This window comes from Variovorax sp. YR266 (genome assembly GCF_900107295.1).
Lineage (GTDB): Bacteria > Pseudomonadota > Gammaproteobacteria > Burkholderiales > Burkholderiaceae_C > Variovorax.
In genome coordinates this window covers 359338-377022 of sequence record NZ_FNPM01000002.1, presented here as the reverse complement: position 1 = coordinate 377022, position 17685 = coordinate 359338, and the positions used below count along the sequence as shown (strand labels likewise).

Genomic DNA, 17685 nt, shown 5'->3' with positions numbered 1-17685 from the left:
TCACCACGTGGCGTCGAGTCCCAGGTGCTTGAGCGCCTCGTGCCGCAATTCGGCCAGCCGCGGGTCGCCACGATGGCGCGGGTAAGGCAGATCGACCACCAGTTCCGCCGCAATGCGCGCCGGCCGGTCGCTCAGCACGATCACGCGGTTGGCCAGGAACAGCGCCTCTTCCACGTCGTGCGTGACCAGCAGCGCCGAGAAACCGGCGCGTTGCCACAGGTTGACCAGCTCGCTCTGCATCGCGATGCGCGTGAGCGAATCGAGCTTGCCCAGAGGCTCGTCGAGCACCAGCAGCTGAGGGTCGTTGACCAGCGCACGCGCCAGCGCCACGCGCTGCGCCATGCCGCCGGAGAGGTGATGCGGAAAGGCTTTCGCGAATTCGGTGAGGCCCACGAGCTTGAGCGCTTCGTCGACGCGGGCGCGCTGTTCCTTCAGCACGCCGCGCGCCTGCAGGCCCAGCGCCACGTTGTCCCACACGCTGCGCCATGGGTAGAGCGTCGGGTCCTGGAACACGACGATGCGCGACGGGTCGGGCCGCGTGATGGCTTCGCCGTTCTGCGTGATGGCGCCGGCGGTTGCGGGTTCGAGCCCGGCCACCAGCCGCAGCAGGGTCGACTTGCCGCAACCGCTGGGCCCCAGCAGCGCGACGAACTCGCCGGGGCGCACCTGCAGGTCGACGCCGTCGAGCACCTGCAGCACGCCGCCGGACACCTCGAACCAGTGGCTGACGCCGCGGATGTCGATGTGGGCGCCGCCGGTGGTCTGGGTCGGCGCGGGCGCGCGAGGAAGCACTGCATTCACCATTTGACGGTTCCTTTCTGCCAGGACAGCACGCGGTCGCGCACCTTGAAGAGCAGCGTGATGAGGCCCGAGCACAGCGCGGCCATGACGAACAGCGCCGCGTACATGTTGGCGTACGCTGCCCAGCCCTGGGCCCACTGCAGATACCAGCCGAGCCCGGCCTTCACGCCCATCATCTCGGCCGTGATCAGCACCGAGAACGAGGCGCCAAGGCCCATGAACAGGCCGACGAACACCTGCGGCAGGGCGGCTGGAATCGCCACCCGCAGCACCAGGAAGCGTTCCGACGCACCCAGCGTGCGCGCCACGTCGTAGTAACTCTTGTGCACCGAGGCCACGCCCGACCAGGTGAGCACCGCCACCGGGAAGAAGGTGGCCAGCCCCACGAGGAACACGGCGGCCGAATAGCTCGACGGCGCAAAGAAGAAGGCCAGCGGCAGCAGTGCCGACGCCGGCACCGGCCCCAGGAAGCGCAGCAGCGGATGCACCCAATACCCCGCGATGCGCGACCAGCCGATCGACACGCCCGTGACAAAGCCGATCAGCGCGCCCAGCACGAAACCATTGGCCAGCAGGCGCAGCGAATACGCGGTCGACAGGCCCAGGCGTTGCCAGTCCTCATGAACCACGTCGATCAGGCTCTGCGGCGGAGCGAAGAAAGGCGAAGGCAGCACGCCGAGCTTGGCGGTGCCGATCTCCCACAGCGCAAGCACTACGGCCAGCGCGACCAGCCATTGCCCGGCCGGCCGCAGCGTTCGCGCCAGCTTGCCCGCGCGGTGGCCCAGCAGCGAAATGGCGAAGAGCAGGGCGGCGACCACCAGCGTGGCAATGCCGAACTCGCGCGTGAAGGCCCAGTCGTTGAAGCCGACCTCCTTGTTCGGCCACAGCAGCGTGAGAAGGCCCAGCGCGACCCAGGCGGCTGCGGCGAGCAGGCCGGTGGGCCAGATGCCGGTGGGGGCGGGAGGGCGCAGCGCAACCGTCTGCGGGGTTTTCTGCCGCGGTGCGTGATGAGCGGGCGCATTGCCCTGCAACCCGAGCGGCGAGTCCAGAACCTGTTCAGCGGTGGTCATGCGAGAACGTCCAGCGACACGTGATTGGCGAAGCGCGTCACGTCAGTGCTTTTCTTCAAGATGCCGGCGTTGCGGAAGTCGGCGGCGAAAGCCTCCACTTCGTTGCGCAGCGCCTTGCCGGCCGGGTGGTGCTTGTAGGTGAGCTCGGCCAGCAGCTTCTGCAGGTCTTCGAGCGGCACCTTGGGCGCGTACTTCGAATAGATCCTGGCGGCTTCGTTCGGGTTTTCCGACACGTAGTCGGAGGCCTGCGCGAGCGCGCGCACCACTGCGGCGGCGCGTGGCTTGTCGTTGCGCGCCAGCTCGCCGCGGGCGCCGACGATGCAGCACAGACGCTCGGCGTATTCGCCCTTGGCGCTGTTGGCGATCTCGGTGAAGACGCCGGGGTTGCGCTTCTCGATGAGAAACACGTTCGGGTCGCCGTCGGCAATCGCGTGGATCTCGCCCTTTTTCACGGCCACGTCGAGCAGGTCTGCGGGGTAGACGCGCCAGTCGACGTCCTTCTCGATGTCGATGCCTTTCTTCGCGAGATGAATGGCATAGAACTGCCTGGCCGGGCTGTTCTGGTCCGATACGCCGATGGTCTTGCCCTTGAGGCTGGCAAGGTCGGTCGTCACCCCCGAGGCCCTGGCCCCCACCAGCCGCAGGCAGCCGCCGTGCACGCTGCCCACCACCTTGACGTCGAAGCCCGCCTCCAGCGGCTTCACCCAGCGGTGGATCAGGCCCACGCCCACGTCGGCCTTGGCGGTCGCCAGTGCCTCCAGCATCTGGTCGGACGAGCCCGCCCAGTTGAGCAGCTCGACGTCGAGCCCGTTCTTCTCGAAGAAACCCCGCTCCAGTGCCACTGGCACTGGGGCCAGGCAGAAGCCGGCCTGGCTCCAGGCGAAGGTGAGCTTGCGCGGCTGCGAGCGTGCCACGGTGGCGAGCAGGGCACCGGAGCCCACGATGGCTGCCGCCGCCCCGGCCTGCAGCACGCTGCGGCGCGAAGGCGGTAAGTGATCGAGAGGAACGGTCATCGCAAGCTTCTCCACCGAAAAATTGGAAGCAGCGAGTGTTGGCGCGCGAGGCCCGCGCGGCCAACGAATGAATGCGGCTATGGATATGCGCGCAACTACTTTTCCCTGGCGCCGAAGCTCTCCGCCAGGAATTCGACGATGGCCTGCACTCGCGCCGTGCGCCCCTTGCGGCTGGGCACCAGCAGCGTGACCGGCGCGCTGTCGAACTGCCAGTCGGCCAGCACGCGCACCAGCGTGCCGCGTGCCACGGCGTCGGCCGCGTCCCATTCGGAGCGCAGCACCAAGCCCATGCCCTGTTCGGCCCACTGGCGGGCCACGCCGCCGTCGTTGGTAACGTAGGCGGGCGAGATGCGCAGGGTCTGGGGTTTGGCCCTGGCGGCTGCGCGGCTGGCCGGGCGCACGTGCCATAGCGTCACGTCTTCATCGTTCTCGCGGATGCTGATGCAGCCGTGCGCCATCACGTCGCGTGGCACGCGGGGCACGCCGTGCAGGCGCAGGTATTCCGGGCTCGCGCACAGCCAGCGCTCGTTGGCGCTCAGCGTGCGCGCCACCCACGACGAGTCGCGCACGGTGCCGATGTGGATCACCGCGTCGGCGTCGTGCCGGTCGGGCCATGGGGTTTCGCGCAGGTCGAGCTGCACGCTCAGCCCCGGGTGCAGCCGGGCGAAGCGCGCGAGCATGGGCGCTATGTACTGCCGGCCGTAGCCGAAGGGCGCGGCGATGCGCAGCGTGCCGGTGAGCCGCTGATCGTCGCGCTGCATCGACTCGCGCAGCCCCTCGATCTGGCCGAGCAGCGTAGCCGCCTCGCGCGCGAAGCGTTCGCCCTCGGGCGTGAGGCTCAGCCGCCGCGCGGTGCGGGTGGCGAGCGACAGGCCCAGCGTGGCTTCGAGCTTGCGCAGCCGCATCGACAGCGCGGGCGGTGTGACGTCGAGCGCGCGCGCCGCGGCGCTCAGCGAAGGTTCGCGCAGCAGAGCGGCCGCAAGCTGCATGTCTTCGATCTGGATCATTAACTTGTGCTTAACGATTGATGACCATGCATTGAAGCACAAGCATGGCCTTGAAACGTACAGTCGGTGCCCATGCAAGCCCACAACGCCTATCCACGCGCCGTGCTTTTCGACCTGCTCACGGCGCTGCTCGATTCCTGGACCGCCTGGAACACCGCTGCAGGTTCCGAAGAAAAAGGCCGCGCCTGGCGCGCCGAGTACCTGCGGCTCACTTACGGCTGCGGCGCCTACGTGCCCTACGAGCAGCTGGTGAAAGACGCTGCGCGCCACACCGGCATGGCCGACTCCGCGCCCGACGCACTCGAAGCCCAATGGGACACCCTGCCCGTGTGGGACGGCGCACGCGAACTGTTGCTGGCGCTGAAGCCGCACTGCAAGCTCGCCGTAGTCACCAACTGCTCGAAGCGGCTCGGCCATCGCGCGGCGGCGCGGCTGGGCATCGACTGGGACGTGGTCGTCACTTCGGAGGAGGCCGGCTTCTACAAGCCCGATCCACGTCCGTATCGCTTGGCGCTCGACCGGCTGGGTGTGAAGGCTGAAGAAGCGGCTTTCGTTGCCGGTTCGGGCTACGACATGTTCGGCACATCGGCGGTCGGGCTGCGCACCTACTGGCATAACCGCGTCGGGCTGGCGCTGCCGCAGGGTGCTCCGACGCCCGAACTGCAGGCGGCAACGCTGGCACCCACGCTGCCCTGGCTGCAATCCTTCAGCAAATGACGAGCTTGCTCATGAACAACACCCTCGCCACCATCGACACACCCGCCGCCCTCATCGAGCGCTCGCGCATGCAGCGCAACATTGCGCGCATGCAGCAGCGCATGAACGAACTCGGCGTGCGCTTTCGCCCGCACGTGAAGACCAGCAAGTGCATCGCCGTTGCCAAGGCACAGCGTGATGGGGGCGCGCAGGGCATCACCGTCTCCACGCTGAAGGAGGCCGAGCAGTTCTTTGCCGAGGGCTTCACCGACATCCTCTATGCCGTCGGCATGGCGCCGCACCGGCTGCAGCATGCGATGGACCTGCGCCGTAGAGGCTGCGCGCTGGGCATCCTCACGGATGGTGTCGAGTCGGCGCGCGCGATCGTGGAGTTCGGCCGCGCGAACGGCGAGGTGTTCGACGTGCTGATCGAGGTCGATACCGACGGCCATCGCTCCGGCATCCGGCCCGAAGAAGACGCGCTGCTCGAAGTGGCGCATGTGTTGCACGACGGTGGCATGCGCCTCGGCGGCGTGATGACGCATGCCGGCTCCAGCTACGAGCTCGACACGCCCGAAGCCCTGCGAGCCATGGCCGAACAGGAGCGCTCGGGCAGCGTGCGCGCTGCCCAGCGGCTGCGCGACGCGGGCCTGCCGTGCCCGGTGGTCAGCGTGGGCTCGACGCCTACGGCGCTGATGGCCGAGGCGCTCGAGGGCGTTACCGAGGTGCGGGCCGGCGTCTACGTGTTCTTCGACCTCGTGATGCGCAACATCGGCGTATGCATCGAGGACGACATCGCCCTGAGCGTGCTCACCACGGTGATCGGCCACCAGGCCGACAAGGGCTGGGCCATTGTCGACTCAGGCTGGATGGCGATGAGCCGCGACCGTGGCACGCAGAAGCAGAAGCGTGACTTCGGCTATGGGCAGGTCTGCTCCATGGATGGGACCGTACTCGACGGCTACGTGCTCAGCGGTGCCAACCAGGAGCACGGCATCCTCTCGCGCGAAGGCGCGCCGGACACGGGCATTGCGGCGCGTTTTCCCATCGGGACGCGGCTGCGCATATTGCCGAACCACGCTTGTGCGACTGGCGCGCAGTTTCCCGAATATCAGGCGCTGTCTGAAGATGGCTCGCTGGAAACCTGGGGGCGGTTCCACGGCTGGTGAGTGCACAGCGTCGGCGCTTGAGCGAGAGCGGCCTCGTGTCGGTCAGCCAAGTCGAGCCGCCGCAGCAGGGTGCGCGTGGAGGGTTCCTGAATCTTGCCACCAGCCTTGTCGCCCCAGAGGAAGCCGACCGCGCTAGGATGTGGCCTCTCTTTTTTCAGGAGACAGCCCCATGACCCGAGTACTGGTGCGCAGCTTCAGCGTTTCGCTCGACGGCTTCGCCGCTGGCCCAGACCAGAGCCTGGAGCACCCGCTGGGCGTTCGTGGTCCTGAACTCATGGACTGGTTCTTTCCCACGCGCGTCTGGCAGCAGATGCACAAGACGGGCGAGGCCAACGGCGAGACCGGCATCGACAACGAGATCGCCGAACAAGGCTTCGCCGAAATAGGTGCCTGGATTCTCGGACGCAACATGTTCGGGCCGGTGCGCGGTCCCTGGCCGGACGAGAGCTGGAAAGGCTGGTGGGGCGATGAGCCCCCGTACCACGTGCCGGTCTTCGTGTTGACCCACCATGCCCGCGCGCTGCTGACGATGCAGGGTGGCACTACTTTCTACTTCGTCACCGGCGGCATCCGCGAAGCGCTGGCACAGGCACAGGTCGCCGCGGGTGCGCGCAACGTGCGCGTGGGCGGCGGCGTGGCCACCGTACGCGAATACTTGAAGGCCAGGCTGATCGACGAACTGCACCTGGCCGTGCGTCCGGTGCTGCTGGGCAAAGGCGAGGCGCTGTTCGCAGGCCTGGACCTGCCGGCGATGGGCTACAGCTGCGAACGACAGGTGGCAGGCGAGCGCGCCACGCATATGTTCCTGCGCCGCAGCGCGCCTTGACATGGGAAGAGTGGCTCAAATGTCGACGGGGTCCCGCCACGTCATCTCAGAACGACCGCTCCTCGATCACCCGTCGCACCGTCCGTAGCGCACTGCGCAGCTCGTCCAGCCCGACCGACCCCAGTGCGAGGCGCAGCGCATGCGGCACGTGCTGTGACGTCGCGAAGGGCTCGGCAGTGGACACCGAGACGCTATCGCGCATCAGCGCCGCCGCAACCAAGTCGGCGCGGGTTTCGTCCGGCATGGACAACCAGACGAAGTACGACGAAGGGTGTCGCACGCACCGCAGTCCGGCAAGCTCCTCGCTGGCGATGGCTTGCCGCGCCGCCGCGTCCTGCCGTTTCTCCGCCTCGAGGCGGTTGACCGTGCCGTCTTCCAGCCACGCGCAGGCGATGGCCGTGGTCACGCCCGGCGTGCACCAAGTCGTGGCCCGGATTGCGCGTTCGAGCTTGGGCACCAACACATCGGGCGCGGCGACGAAGCCCACGCGCAGCCCGGTCGCCACGCTCTTGGAAAGACCCGAGACATACACCGTCGTCTCCGGTGCCAGCGTTGCCAGCGGCGACGGCGCGTCGTCCGCCAGAAAGGCGTAGGCGGCGTCTTCGATGATGAGCAGGCCATGCCGTCTTGCGATGGCGGCCAGCCGGCGGCGCCGGCTTGCGCTCATCACCCAGCCCAGCGGGTTGTGCAGGGTCGGCATCGCGTAGATGGCCTTCACGCGGCGGCGCGCGCACAGGCGTTCCAGCGCGTCCAGGTCCGGCCCCTCTCCGGATGCCGGTATGGGCGCCAGTTCCAGCCGGTGTGCCTCGGCGAGCACCTTGAAGCCGGGGTAGGTGAGGGCGTCGACGGCGACCACGTCGCCCGGTTGGAGCAGCGCCATCACCGTTACTGCCAGTCCGTGCTGTGCGCCGTCGACGAGCAGCACGCTCGACGGCTCGGCCGCCAGTCCTCGCGACGCGAGATGCCGGGCGACGCAGGCGCGTTCATGCATTCGGCCGCCATGGGGTGCATAGCGCAGCATGGCGTCCAGTTCACCACCGGCGGCGAGCTGCCGCAGTGCGGCGCGCAGCAGCTCGGCCTGTCCGGGCAGCGATGGGTAGTTGAAGTTCAGGTCCACCAGGTCCGGTGCCATGGTCCGCTGATCGACGCCAACACCGCCGTGCATCGCCGCTTCGCGCACGAAGGTGCCGCGGCCGACCTCGCCGCTGACCAGCCCCATCGCCTCCAGCTCCGCATAGACGCGCGAAGCAGTAACCAGCGCCAGGCCGTGGCGCTCGGCCAGCCGCCGGTGCGTAGGCAGGCGGGTGCCCGGCTGAAGGCGTCCCGCGCGGATCTCGGCGGCGAGTTCATCGACCAGTTGCTTGTAGCGGGCTTCGGCCATCGTGCGATGTATCCATGACAATTTTTTGATTGTATTGATCGCCCGGCCTACGATGAGCGCATCTCAGCCCTCACGCACGAATCCTATGCACATCGCGATCCTCACCTTCGACGGCTTCAACGAACTGGACTCGCTCATCGCGCTGGGCGTGCTCAACCGTATCAAGAAGCCGGGGTGGCGCGTGACTTTGTGTTGCCCGACCCCGGAAGTCACGTCCATGAACGGCGTGACCGTACGCGCCCAGTCGTTGCTGGAGGATGCGCGCCTTGCTGATGCCGTCGTCGTCGGCAGCGGGGTGAAGACGCGGGAGGTCGTCGCCAGCCCCGAGCTGATGGGGCGCCTGGCGCTCGATCCGGCCCGCCAGCTGATCGCAGCGCAATGCTCCGGTACTTTGATCCTGGCCAAGCTCGGCCTCGTGGGCGGCATACCGGCCTGCACCGACCTGACCACCAAGCCCTGGGTGCAGGAGGCCGGCGTGGAGGTCTTGAACCAGCCCTTCTATGCGCGTGGCAATGTCGCAACTGCGGGTGGCTGCTTTGCTGCGCCCTACCTGGCCGGCTGGATCATCGCCCGCACCGAAGGGCTGGAGGCTGCCGCCGCAGCGCTTCACTACGTCGCCCCGGTTGGCGAGAAGGAAGCCTACGTGGCCAACGCACTCGGGAACATCACGCCGTACCTGCCGCAATGACCTCTTGCGCGGGCTGAATCGACAGCTCAGCGCCTTATGGGCGCATGCAGCACCGCATTCGCCCCCGACCCGGCCGAAGCCTGCGTCGGCGACGCATCGGCCAGTGTCCTGACCGGGCCGCAGCGCCCGTAGGTGTCGTCGAAGCGCACGATGTCGTCTTCGCCCAGGTATCCGCCGGTCTGCACCTCGATCACTTCGAGCACGGTCTTGCCCGGGTTCTCCAGCCGGTGGATGGCGCCCGAGGGCAGGTAGATCGATTCGTTCTCGCGCACCAGCGTGACTTCGCCGTTGCAGGTGGCGCGCGCCGTGCCCTTCACCACGATCCAGTGCTCGGCGCGGTGGTGGTGCATCTGCAGCGACAGTTTGCCACCGGGCTTCACGGTCAGGCGCTTGACCTGGAAGCGCTCGCCCAGGTCGATGCTGTCGTACGCGCCCCAGGGCCGCACCACGCGGCGGTGCTCGGTGGCCTCGGCGCAGCCTTCCAGCGAGAGCTTGCGCACAACGTCGGCCACCTGCTCCGCGCAGCCCGCGCCGGCCACCAGCACGGCGTCGGGCGTGTCCACGATGATCAGGTTTTCGGTACCCAGCGCCACCACCGGCCGGTGCGGCGCGTGGATGAAGGTGTTGCGCGAGTTCAGCGCGCTGGCCTTGCCGCTCAGCCGGTTGCCCGCGTCGTCCGCCGGGTGCAGGCTGGCAACCGCGTTCCAGCTGCCGACGTCGCTCCACAGGCCTTCGAACTTCACGACAGCGATGTCCTTGTGCTTTTCGAGCACGGCGTAGTCGATGCTGTCGGCTCGGCAATCCTCGAAGGCTGCGCGGTCCAGCCGCAGGAAGCTGCCGTCGGTTGCAACGGCGGCAGTGGCGCGCTCGCAGGACAGCAGGATGTCGGGTGCATGCCCGCGCAGCGCTGCGATCAGCGTGCGCGCCTGCACGAGGAAGATGCCCGCGTTCCAGCTGTAGCCGCCATGCAGGATCAGCTGTTCAGCCACCGCTGCCGTCGGCTTTTCGACAAAGCGCACCACGGCCTGGCTGCACCCGTCGGCCGAGGGTTCGCCGGCTTCGATGTAGCCGTAGGCGGTGCTCGGAAAACTCGGCACCACGCCGAAGGTGACGATCTTGCCGGCCAATGCGGCCTCGACGCCGGTGCGCACGGTGCGGGCGAACAGCGCGGCGTCGGGAATGTGGTGGTCGGAGGGCGCGAACAGCAGCAGGTCGTCGGGCTCGGCCAGCAGGGCGGCCGAGGCCATGGCGGCAGCGGTGTTGCGCGCCACCGGCTCGAGGATCTGCCGGCCCGTGGCGTGCGCGTTTTCCACCGCTTCCTTCACCAGGAAGCGATGGTCTTCCGACGTGACGCAGGTGATGTCGGCATTCAGCACCGACAGCCGTTCGAGCGTGAGGTGCAGCAGGCTCTTGCCGCCGACCAGCGGCGCGAACTGCTTGGGCAGCGCCTTGCGCGACAAAGGCCACAGCCGCGTGCCGCTGCCGCCGCACAGGACCACGGGATGGATGAGGGGGGTGTTCATGATCGTTTGCGTTGTGGTGGGGCGGGGTTCAGATCAGGCCGGAGTACGCCGCATAGCTCACGGCCTGGGCACGCGAATGCACGTGCAATTTCTTGTAGATGTTCTTGATGTGGGCGTTGACGGTCTGCCCCGAGATGCCCAGCTTGACGCCGATCTCCTCGGTGACATGGCCGCGCGCCACGAAGCGCAGGATTTCGCACTCGCGCGCCGTCAGCGTCGCTTCGCGCGGGGGCGGCTCCACCGACGGCGGCGTGCGGCTGTCGGGCCGGTGGCTCAGCCGCGAGAGCAGTCGGCGCGCGAGCCGCGGCGTGATGGCCGCGCCGCCGTTGACCACCTGCAGCACGGCCTGCGCGAAGCTCTGGAGCCACGCGTCCTTCAGCAGGTAACCGGTGGCGCCCAGCTCGAAGGCATGCAGCACGTGCGACTCGTCCTCGAGCGCGGAGATCACGATGATTTCTCCCGTGCGATGTTGCTCGCGGGCTTCCTGGATCAGGTCGAAGCCGGTGCCGTCGCCAAGCCGCAGGTCGACCATCAGCACGTCGAACTCGTGCGTGGCCAGCAGACGGCGGCCGTCGCGCAGGCTGCCTGCCTGGCCTTCGAGCTGGATGCGCAGGTCCGACAGCAGCTCCTGCGCTATCACCCGGCGCATGAATTCGTCGTCATCCACGAGCAGGACGCGCACGGGTGCATCCTCCTGCCCCGTCAGGAAGCCGGGCCACAGCGGCGCAACAGGCGGAACGATGCCCGGTGGAAACCCCGAGCGGCCATCGGCCTGCTCGCCAAGAAAGGGGGATGGGTTGTCAGACATGGGTGTGTCCCAGGTTGGAGTTGATGTGGGTGCTGGTGCCGTTGCTCTGAAAGCGCGGGAGGTCCGCGGTAAAGGCCGGCGCCGGATCGTCGAAGCCGTGTGGGTTCGCGGCCTGCCAGCGCCAGCTGTCCGCGCACATCTGGTCGAGGTCGCGGCGCGCGCGCCAGCCGAAGGCGAGGAAGGCGCTGCGCGCGTCGGCCCAGTAGGCAGGTGCGTCCCCGGGGCGGCGCGGCCCGATGCGCAGGGCAATGCGGCGGCCGCTTGCGCGCTCGAAGGCCGACACCACTTCGAGCACCGAGGCGCCACGGCCGGTGCCGAGGTTGGTCATGAGAATGCCGCTGTGGCGCACTGCATGGCGCAGTGCCGCCACATGGCCTTCGGCCACGTCCATCACGTGCACGTAGTCGCGCACGCCGGTGCCGTCGATCGTTTCGTAATCGTCGCCGTGCACCACCAGGCATTCACGCTCGCCGGCCGCGACCTGCGAGATGTAGGGCATCAGGTTGTTGGGCGGCCCGTGCGGGCGCTCGCCGAGCAGGCCACTTTCGTGCGCGCCGACGGGGTTGAAGTAGCGCAGGCAGGCAATGCCCCAGCGCGCATCGGCCTGCGCCAGGTCGGCCAGCACGGTCTCGACCATGGCCTTGGTGCGGCCGTAGGGGTTGACCGCGCCGTAAGGTGCGCTCTCCGCAATGGGCGAGGGCTGCGAGTCGCCGTACACAGTGGCCGATGAGGAGAACACCAGCGTGCGCACGCCCGCACGGCCCATGGCCTGCACCAGCGCCAGGGTTCCAGCCAGGTTGACGTCGTAGTAGCTCACCGGGTCGGCCACCGATTCGCCGACCGCCTTCAGCCCCGCGAGATGCACGACCGCCTCGATCCCGTGTGCCGCGAACACGCGGTCGAGCGTTGCCGCGTCGCGTACGTCGCCGCGCACGAGAACGGGTTCGACGCCCGTGATGCACGCCACCCGGTGCAGCGAGCGCGCATCGCTGTTGACGAGCGAGTCGAGCACCACCGGCAGGTAGCCCGCGGCGATCAGCGCCACGCAGGTGTGGCTGCCGATGAAGCCGGCGCCGCCGGTCACGAGGACCCTGGGTGCGGATGTGGACTTGGGCATGGTCGTGGTCCTCGTGTGGGGTGCCGCGTCAGCCGGCGATGCAGCGCTGCAGTTCCTCTTCGAGGCGCTGCAGGATTGCGTTGCGGTCAAGTTCGGCCTCGGCGAAGCGGCGGCCGGCCGAGCCCAGCAGTTCGCGCGTTTCGGGCGACATGGAGAGCTGTTCGATGGCATCGGCCAGCGCCGCCGCATCGCCCGGCTCGACCACCACGCCGCGGCCCCACACGGCCTCGCTGAGCGCGGTGCCGGCATGCGCGGTCACGATCACGGCACGGCCGCTTGCGAGCATGCCGCCCAGCTTCGACGGCATGACGAGGTCGGCGGCATCGGCGCGCTGTGGCAGTACGTGGATGTCGGCCATGCCCAGCAGCTCGTTGAGCCTTTCGGCAGGCTGCAGATCAAGAAAATGCGTGTTGCCCAGCCGGATGCAGGCGTCCATCAGCGAGGCCCGGCTCGGGCCGTTGCCGCAGAACACGAAGTGGATGTTGTGGGAGCACACCAGCAAGCGCGCCGCTTCGGCCAGCAGCTCGATGCCCTGCTTGCTGCCGAGGCTGCCCGCGTAGAGCACGACCACCGCGCCGGCGGGAATGTTCAGCTCCGCCCGAAAGCCCTGCGCCGGCACGCCTTCGGCCACAGGCGGGCGCGCAACGGGCTGGATGGCTTCCACGTCGACCCAGTTCGGAAACAGCACCAGCCGCGATTCGTCCACGCCTTTCTCCAGGGCCTTGGTGCACATCGTGGAAGAGATGGACGACACCCGGTCGAACTTGCGCATCAGCCAGCGCTCGGCGGCCAGGGCGAAGCGCCGCACGCGTTCGCCACGCAACCAGCCGAGGCCGAATGCAGCGTCCACTTCGTAGTCCTGCACGTGCAGCCAGGAGCGGATGCCGAGCAGCTTCGCGAAGCACAGCGCGGCCGGCGCGCAGGAGATGGGCGGCTCCACCACGAACACCACGTCAGGCTTCCAGCGCAATTGCGCCAGCAGCAGCGGAATGCTCGACAGCGTGAACGACAGCAGGTGCCCGATGCGCCCCAGCGCACGAGGCTTTGAAGGCACCCAGGTGGGCGCGCGGCAGACCGTCACGCCGTTCCAGTCGGTCTTGCGGTAGGCCCATGCCGAGTAGCCCTCGAGCACCGACCACTGCGGAAAGAAGGGCGGCGACGCAATCACCCGCACCTCATGCCCGCGGGCGTGCAGCCACTCGGCCATCTCGCCCGAGTACTTGCCGATGCCGGCCAGTTCGGGAGCGAAGTTCATCGAGTAGACGAGGATCTTCACGATGCCTGCCTCCGCGTCAGCAGGCGCACGATCGGGAAGAAGCCGAATTGCAGGCGCATGCGCGTCTCGTACAGCACGAAGTCGGTCACGCAGGCAATGAAGAACACGTAGTGCGGCCTGTCCGGAAAGACCATCACCACCGCGCCGTATGACGCCAGCCGCAGCGCAACCTCCACCAGCGCCCAGGCGCCGAGCGAGCCCATCGAGGTCTTCAGCGACAGCACCATCTCGTGGTGGATCGTGTAGGTGCGCAGCAGGAAGTACGGCGCAATGCACATGAAGATGGTGCGCGCCTCGTTGCCCAGCTTGAGCAGCGGCGCGGCCACCGAGATGAGGGCAGCCAGCCCGACGAAGAGCCCGCAGCCCAGCAGGAAGGAATGCTTCGCCAGGCGCAGCTTGGCCGCAGTGAAATTGCCTGCGTCCGTTTCCAGCATCGCGGGCGTCTTCGTGACCAGGAAGGCCTGCACGAACTGCGACGGCGCTTCGGCCAGCAGGAACGCGAGCTTGAAGGCCCCCACGTAGCTCAGCGGCATGAAGTACGCCACGATGAGCAGGTCCGACTTGCGCAGCAGGAACATGAGCAGCGAATACACCGTCGCACCGGCCTGCGATGCCAGCCCGAGCGCGGCCCGCCCGGCCGGTGGCGCCGCGCCATTGCCCGGCAGGCCGACGGCCACGCACACCACCACGACGGCGAACAGGTTGATGAGCAGCAGGTGCGCCACGCCCAGGTCGAAGCGCACCGCCACGCACAGGCCTATGCCCACGACCAGGATGGTCGCGCGGATGCCGGCCTCCAGGTTGAGCAGCCCCGCGTGGCCCAGGCCGCGGCTGAACGAAAGGCGCAGGCTGTTGAACGAGAAGACCGCCAGCGTGGCCACCAGCAGAAGGAAGGGCGCGTCGCCCACGGGCATGTGCTGCACCGTGAGGATCACCGTCACCAGCACCGTGGCCAGCGGCAGGCCGATGGCCAGCGTGCGCACGACGTCGCCGCGCGTCACGCCCGGCGGCACGCTCGCCGCATTGCGCGAGAACAGCAGCGAACTGCCCAGCGTGCCCATCACCAGCGCCACTTCCATGACCGACTGGTAGATGGAGTACTCGCCGAAGCGCGCCGGCGAAATGCTCGCCGCCATCAGGAAGATCGCCAGGAAGCCCGACAGGTACACATACAGCCGCGAAGCAAGCGCGCCCAGGCCCGACAGCCAGGCCATGCGCGCGCCGGGCGGAGCAAGTGACAGGCTGAAGTGCTTCATGGCGTCGGCTGGCTTCACGCTTACTTGCCGACCGGGGCGCGGGATACGCGGCCGGTGTCGAACAGCCGGCGCACGAATGCACCGGCCCGGAACGCGTTGTTCTTCGCGCGGCGGGCCATCTGCAGCGCGTAGGTCACGGCCGCCACGGTGTGCATATGGCCGCGCAGCGCGAAGGGCATGGCCATCTTGGCGCTGCCCTGGAAGTGCAGTGCCACCACGCGCGTCAGTTCGCCGGCGGTGCTCGTCAGCCAGGCTTTGCCATCGCGGTACGCAATGCGCTTGGCGCCGCCGAGCACCTTGAACTCCCGCCGCACGAGGTTGTGCATGCCGTTGATGTTGTGGTCGATGACCGTGCCGTCGAGCACCCGGTTGATGGGGGCGTCGTTGCCCGTGGCGTGAGCCCAGAGATAGAGCAGGGTCATGTCGGACACGCCGCCGCGCACGCCCCGCGCGGCAAAACGCCCCGCGATGTCGCGCAGCTTCCTGCGGCCCGAGGGGGTGGCATAGCTGTCGAGCACGTAGGCCACGAAGCGGCGCAGGCCGTTCGCGGTCCAGTAGCTGACATGGGGCGAGATCTGGCAGGGGTTCCAGCCGTCCGCGGACTGCATGCAGGAACCCGAGAAGTCGGACTTGCCCGCAAGCCGCGCGATATGCGGCGCCGCACCCTGAAAAAGCAGCACATCGCTGTCGATCAGCACGAATTCGCGCACTTCGGGGTGGGATTCCAGAAACTGCGCTAGGAGAAAGTAGCGCCGGAAGCAGATCTTCTCGAACTCCGGCGGGTTGCTCGACAGATGCACGTAGGACCGGCAGAAGCGTTCGTAGGCCGGGCCCGCGTCGGTGTCCGACAGCACGAAAAGCGGCTCTCCGGCCAGTGCCGCCGATTCGCGGCACAGCGCGAGGGTCTTGTTCTGGCGGTCTTCCACGACGATGAAGGGCAGGGTTGGGTTCATGGCGCTTGGTTGAGGGTTGACGGGATGTGACAGCGTTCGTTGTGCTCAGGGCTTGCGCGCCGTGACGCTCTTCATCAGCGCGACGTGCGCGGGAAGAAAGCGGCCGGCGGCGTCGATGGGCATGTCCAGCGTGAAAAGGCCGCGCACGGCGGCCGCTTCCGAAATCCAGCTGCGCAGCTGCGCCGCCGTGAAGCGCGCCGGCGCCTCGCGGCCCCACGAGGCGCTCAGCGGCGTCAGCACGTGCAGCGCCAGCTCCGACGGCGGGGCGGTGAGATGCGCGGGCGGCTGCATGTATTCGCCCGCCATCAGGTTCTGGCAGGGCGCCGACTTGATGCTGAAGCGCTCCGCGCCTTCGCCCGCGTTGAAGGCCAGCCAGCGGTTGGCGGCGCCCGTGCGGGCCGCGCTGCACAGCATTTCCCAGCCGGCGGGCGTGATGCCCTTCGTGTTGTAGGTACCGTCGAACCACCAGCCGCTCACGAGCGAGCCGTAGCGTTCCGACCAGTCACGGATCACGCTCGACCATGCGGCGATGAAGCGCGCGGGCGGCGGCTCCTGCTCGGACACGTCCCCCAGGCAATCCATCAGCGCGGGGTCTGCCTGCGGCGCACGAAACGGCAGGTAGAGGATCAGCGAGATGCCGCGCTTGCGCAGCGCCTGGCCGATCTCCATCGGCAGGTCGCGCGGCGAGCGGTTCGCGGCGCTGCCCGGGCAGAGCACTTCGAGCGCGGCATTGGGCGCGATGTATTGGCCGTTGTTCTGGCCCAGCGTCAGGATCAGATGCGAAGCGCGCATGTCCGCCAGCGTCGACGCGAAGGCTTCCACGTCGAAACGCTTGATTTCGTTGATCGACTGCTTGTCGGGCAGGTAATGCACCATCACGCCGAAGCCCGGCATCGGGGCGCCCGCCGATGTGCCCGCGGGTTGTGCGCGGCCGGCCAGCGGCATCACTGCCAGCAACAGCAGCGCTGCAAGAAAACGCATCGCGGGGAACGGCCATTTCGTCATGGCATGGCCCGGGCGAGCGACAGCGCGCCGCGCTTGAGCATGAGATAGCGTCCCGCGACCGCGGCTGGCGCGCAGGCAGTGGCATGGACCCACACCGGATGCGTGCGCTCGTGGCACGCGAGGTGCTTGGCCAGCCTGTACGGATCGCTGGCAGCGCTGCCCACGAAGAAGGCGTAGTCCGTGAAAAGCTCGCGGTGCACCGGAATGTCCGACAGCAGCAGCGGCACGCCCAGCGTTGCCGCCTCGGCCGCCGAGAGGTTGAAGCCCTCGAAGGTAGACAGCGAGATGAACGCGGTGGCGCCCTGGTACAGCCGCAGCAGCTCGTCGCGCGACACCAGCCCCCGGTGCCGCACCGAGCCACGCACCTCGGGCGCGAGCGCGGCCACCATGCGCTCGACATCGGCGGCGCCGTTGCCGGTGATGTCGAGGTAGTCGACCAGGCCAGCGCGCTTCATGCGCTCGAAGAGGGCGAGGATGCCGCCGAAGTTCTTGTGCGGGTAGTAGTGGTAGGCCGCGATGAGGTAGCGCTCGCCCGGCGCCGCATTCGTTGCCGCACCCGGTGTAGTGGGTGCTGCCGCGACCCGGGGCGCGTCCACCGGGTTGAAGATCACGGCCGAATGCTCGCAGTGGCCGAAATGGCGCTCGAAGTCCAGCTGGCTGCTGCGGCTGATGAAGACCACATCCGCCGCGCTGTGCGCCGCGCGCCAGAGGCTCCAGTCCAGGAAAAGCCGCTTGCTGCGCCTGAAGTACTGCGGGTAGGCCTTGTACTGCAGGTCATGGACGATGACGATCGAATCGCGATGCCGCCCGAACGGCGTCACCGGCAGGAAGTAGTTGGGAAACACCGAGAACAGCTGCTCGCCCGTGAGCAGCGTGCGCAGGTAATGGAAGTTGTAGAGCAGCGTGTCGAGCACGAAGCGGCTGATCTTCAGGCGCTGCGCCAGCGCGTAGATGCGCGGATGCCGCTCGCTGACCGGCTCGACGCGGTCGTCCTGCGACATCCGCATGTGGCGCAGCAGCACCTCGGACACGTTGAGCACGCCGCCGGCAGCTTTGTTCAGGCGCACGGTGTCGTAGTAGAGGTAGGTGGCCATGT

Annotated in this window: 17 protein-coding genes; 4 read left to right on the top strand and 13 right to left on the bottom strand. The window is 68.1% G+C overall.

Annotated elements, in window-relative coordinates; genetic code table 11:
- From BLW48_RS07295 to BLW48_RS07280, 4 genes are all read right to left on the bottom strand, one after another.
- Positions 1–804, bottom strand: coding sequence for an ABC transporter ATP-binding protein (locus BLW48_RS07295; protein WP_093058334.1), 804 nt, complete (start codon positions 802–804; stop codon positions 1–3).
- Positions 798–1871 (bottom strand): ABC transporter permease, encoded by a 1074-nt coding sequence (locus tag BLW48_RS07290; RefSeq protein ID WP_093058335.1) that lies wholly within the window; start codon positions 1869–1871, stop codon positions 798–800. The genes BLW48_RS07295 and BLW48_RS07290 overlap by 7 nt, the downstream gene beginning before the upstream one ends.
- On the bottom strand, positions 1868–2884 hold the full coding sequence (locus BLW48_RS07285) for an ABC transporter substrate-binding protein (protein ID WP_093173739.1): 1017 nt from the start codon (positions 2882–2884) through the stop codon (positions 1868–1870). Before BLW48_RS07285 ends, BLW48_RS07290 begins: the two co-directional genes overlap by 4 nt.
- A 95-nt stretch (positions 2885–2979) precedes the next feature.
- The gene (locus BLW48_RS07280) at positions 2980–3891 is read right to left on the bottom strand and encodes a LysR family transcriptional regulator (protein WP_093173737.1); all 912 of its coding nucleotides are present in this window, start codon (positions 3889–3891) and stop codon (positions 2980–2982) included.
- Positions 3892–3963: 72 nt separating this feature from the next.
- On the opposite strand from BLW48_RS07280, the gene BLW48_RS07275 reads away from it, so the two are divergent.
- The 3 genes from BLW48_RS07275 (at position 3964) to BLW48_RS07265 (ending at position 6582) form a co-directional block, all read left to right on the top strand.
- On the top strand, positions 3964–4608 hold the full coding sequence (locus BLW48_RS07275) for an HAD family hydrolase (protein ID WP_093173735.1): 645 nt from the start codon (positions 3964–3966) through the stop codon (positions 4606–4608).
- Between the two features lie 11 nt (positions 4609–4619).
- Complete coding sequence (locus tag BLW48_RS07270) at positions 4620–5756, top strand: DSD1 family PLP-dependent enzyme (protein ID WP_177142291.1); 1137 nt, start codon at positions 4620–4622, stop codon at positions 5754–5756.
- A 169-nt stretch (positions 5757–5925) separates the two neighbouring features.
- Positions 5926–6582 carry a dihydrofolate reductase family protein gene (locus tag BLW48_RS07265; RefSeq protein WP_093173731.1) on the top strand — a complete coding sequence of 219 codons (657 nt, stop codon included), beginning with the start codon at positions 5926–5928 and terminating at the stop codon, positions 6580–6582.
- A 46-nt stretch (positions 6583–6628) separates the two neighbouring features.
- Here BLW48_RS07265 and BLW48_RS07260 read toward each other — a convergent pair whose 3' ends face one another.
- The gene (locus tag BLW48_RS07260) at positions 6629–7963 is read right to left on the bottom strand and encodes an aminotransferase-like domain-containing protein (RefSeq protein WP_093173729.1); all 1335 of its coding nucleotides are present in this window, start codon (positions 7961–7963) and stop codon (positions 6629–6631) included.
- 85 nt (positions 7964–8048) lie between these two features.
- On the opposite strand from BLW48_RS07260, the gene BLW48_RS07255 reads away from it, so the two are divergent.
- Positions 8049–8651: a DJ-1/PfpI family protein gene (locus BLW48_RS07255; RefSeq protein ID WP_093173727.1), complete on the top strand. Its 603-nt coding sequence runs from the start codon at positions 8049–8051 to the stop codon at positions 8649–8651.
- Positions 8652–8677: 26 nt separating this feature from the next.
- Here BLW48_RS07255 and BLW48_RS07250 read toward each other — a convergent pair whose 3' ends face one another.
- The 8 genes from BLW48_RS07250 to BLW48_RS07215 are packed head-to-tail and all read right to left on the bottom strand — an operon-like array spanning position 8678 to position 17683.
- Positions 8678–10174: a mannose-1-phosphate guanylyltransferase/mannose-6-phosphate isomerase gene (locus tag BLW48_RS07250; protein WP_093173725.1), complete on the bottom strand. Its 1497-nt coding sequence runs from the start codon at positions 10172–10174 to the stop codon at positions 8678–8680.
- A 28-nt stretch (positions 10175–10202) separates the two neighbouring features.
- A complete protein-coding gene (locus BLW48_RS07245) occupies positions 10203–10982 on the bottom strand; it encodes a LuxR C-terminal-related transcriptional regulator (RefSeq protein WP_093058343.1) in 780 nt (259 codons plus the stop codon).
- The gene (galE, locus tag BLW48_RS07240) at positions 10975–12099 is read right to left on the bottom strand and encodes a UDP-glucose 4-epimerase GalE (protein WP_093173723.1); all 1125 of its coding nucleotides are present in this window, start codon (positions 12097–12099) and stop codon (positions 10975–10977) included. The genes BLW48_RS07245 and galE overlap by 8 nt, the downstream gene beginning before the upstream one ends.
- A gap of 28 nt (positions 12100–12127) precedes the next feature.
- Positions 12128–13375 carry a glycosyltransferase WbuB gene (locus BLW48_RS07235; protein WP_093173721.1) on the bottom strand — a complete coding sequence of 416 codons (1248 nt, stop codon included), beginning with the start codon at positions 13373–13375 and terminating at the stop codon, positions 12128–12130.
- Entirely contained in the window at positions 13372–14631 is a 1260-nt protein-coding gene (locus BLW48_RS07230; RefSeq protein WP_093173719.1) for a lipopolysaccharide biosynthesis protein, read from the bottom strand. Before BLW48_RS07230 ends, BLW48_RS07235 begins: the two co-directional genes overlap by 4 nt.
- A gap of 20 nt (positions 14632–14651) precedes the next feature.
- On the bottom strand, positions 14652–15584 hold the full coding sequence (locus BLW48_RS07225) for a hypothetical protein (protein ID WP_093074426.1): 933 nt from the start codon (positions 15582–15584) through the stop codon (positions 14652–14654).
- Positions 15585–15629: 45 nt separating this feature from the next.
- A complete protein-coding gene (locus BLW48_RS07220) occupies positions 15630–16589 on the bottom strand; it encodes a hypothetical protein (protein ID WP_093173717.1) in 960 nt (319 codons plus the stop codon).
- Positions 16586–17683: a glycosyltransferase gene (locus BLW48_RS07215; RefSeq protein WP_093173715.1), complete on the bottom strand. Its 1098-nt coding sequence runs from the start codon at positions 17681–17683 to the stop codon at positions 16586–16588. Before BLW48_RS07215 ends, BLW48_RS07220 begins: the two co-directional genes overlap by 4 nt.
- Positions 17684–17685: the final 2 nt, after the last annotated feature.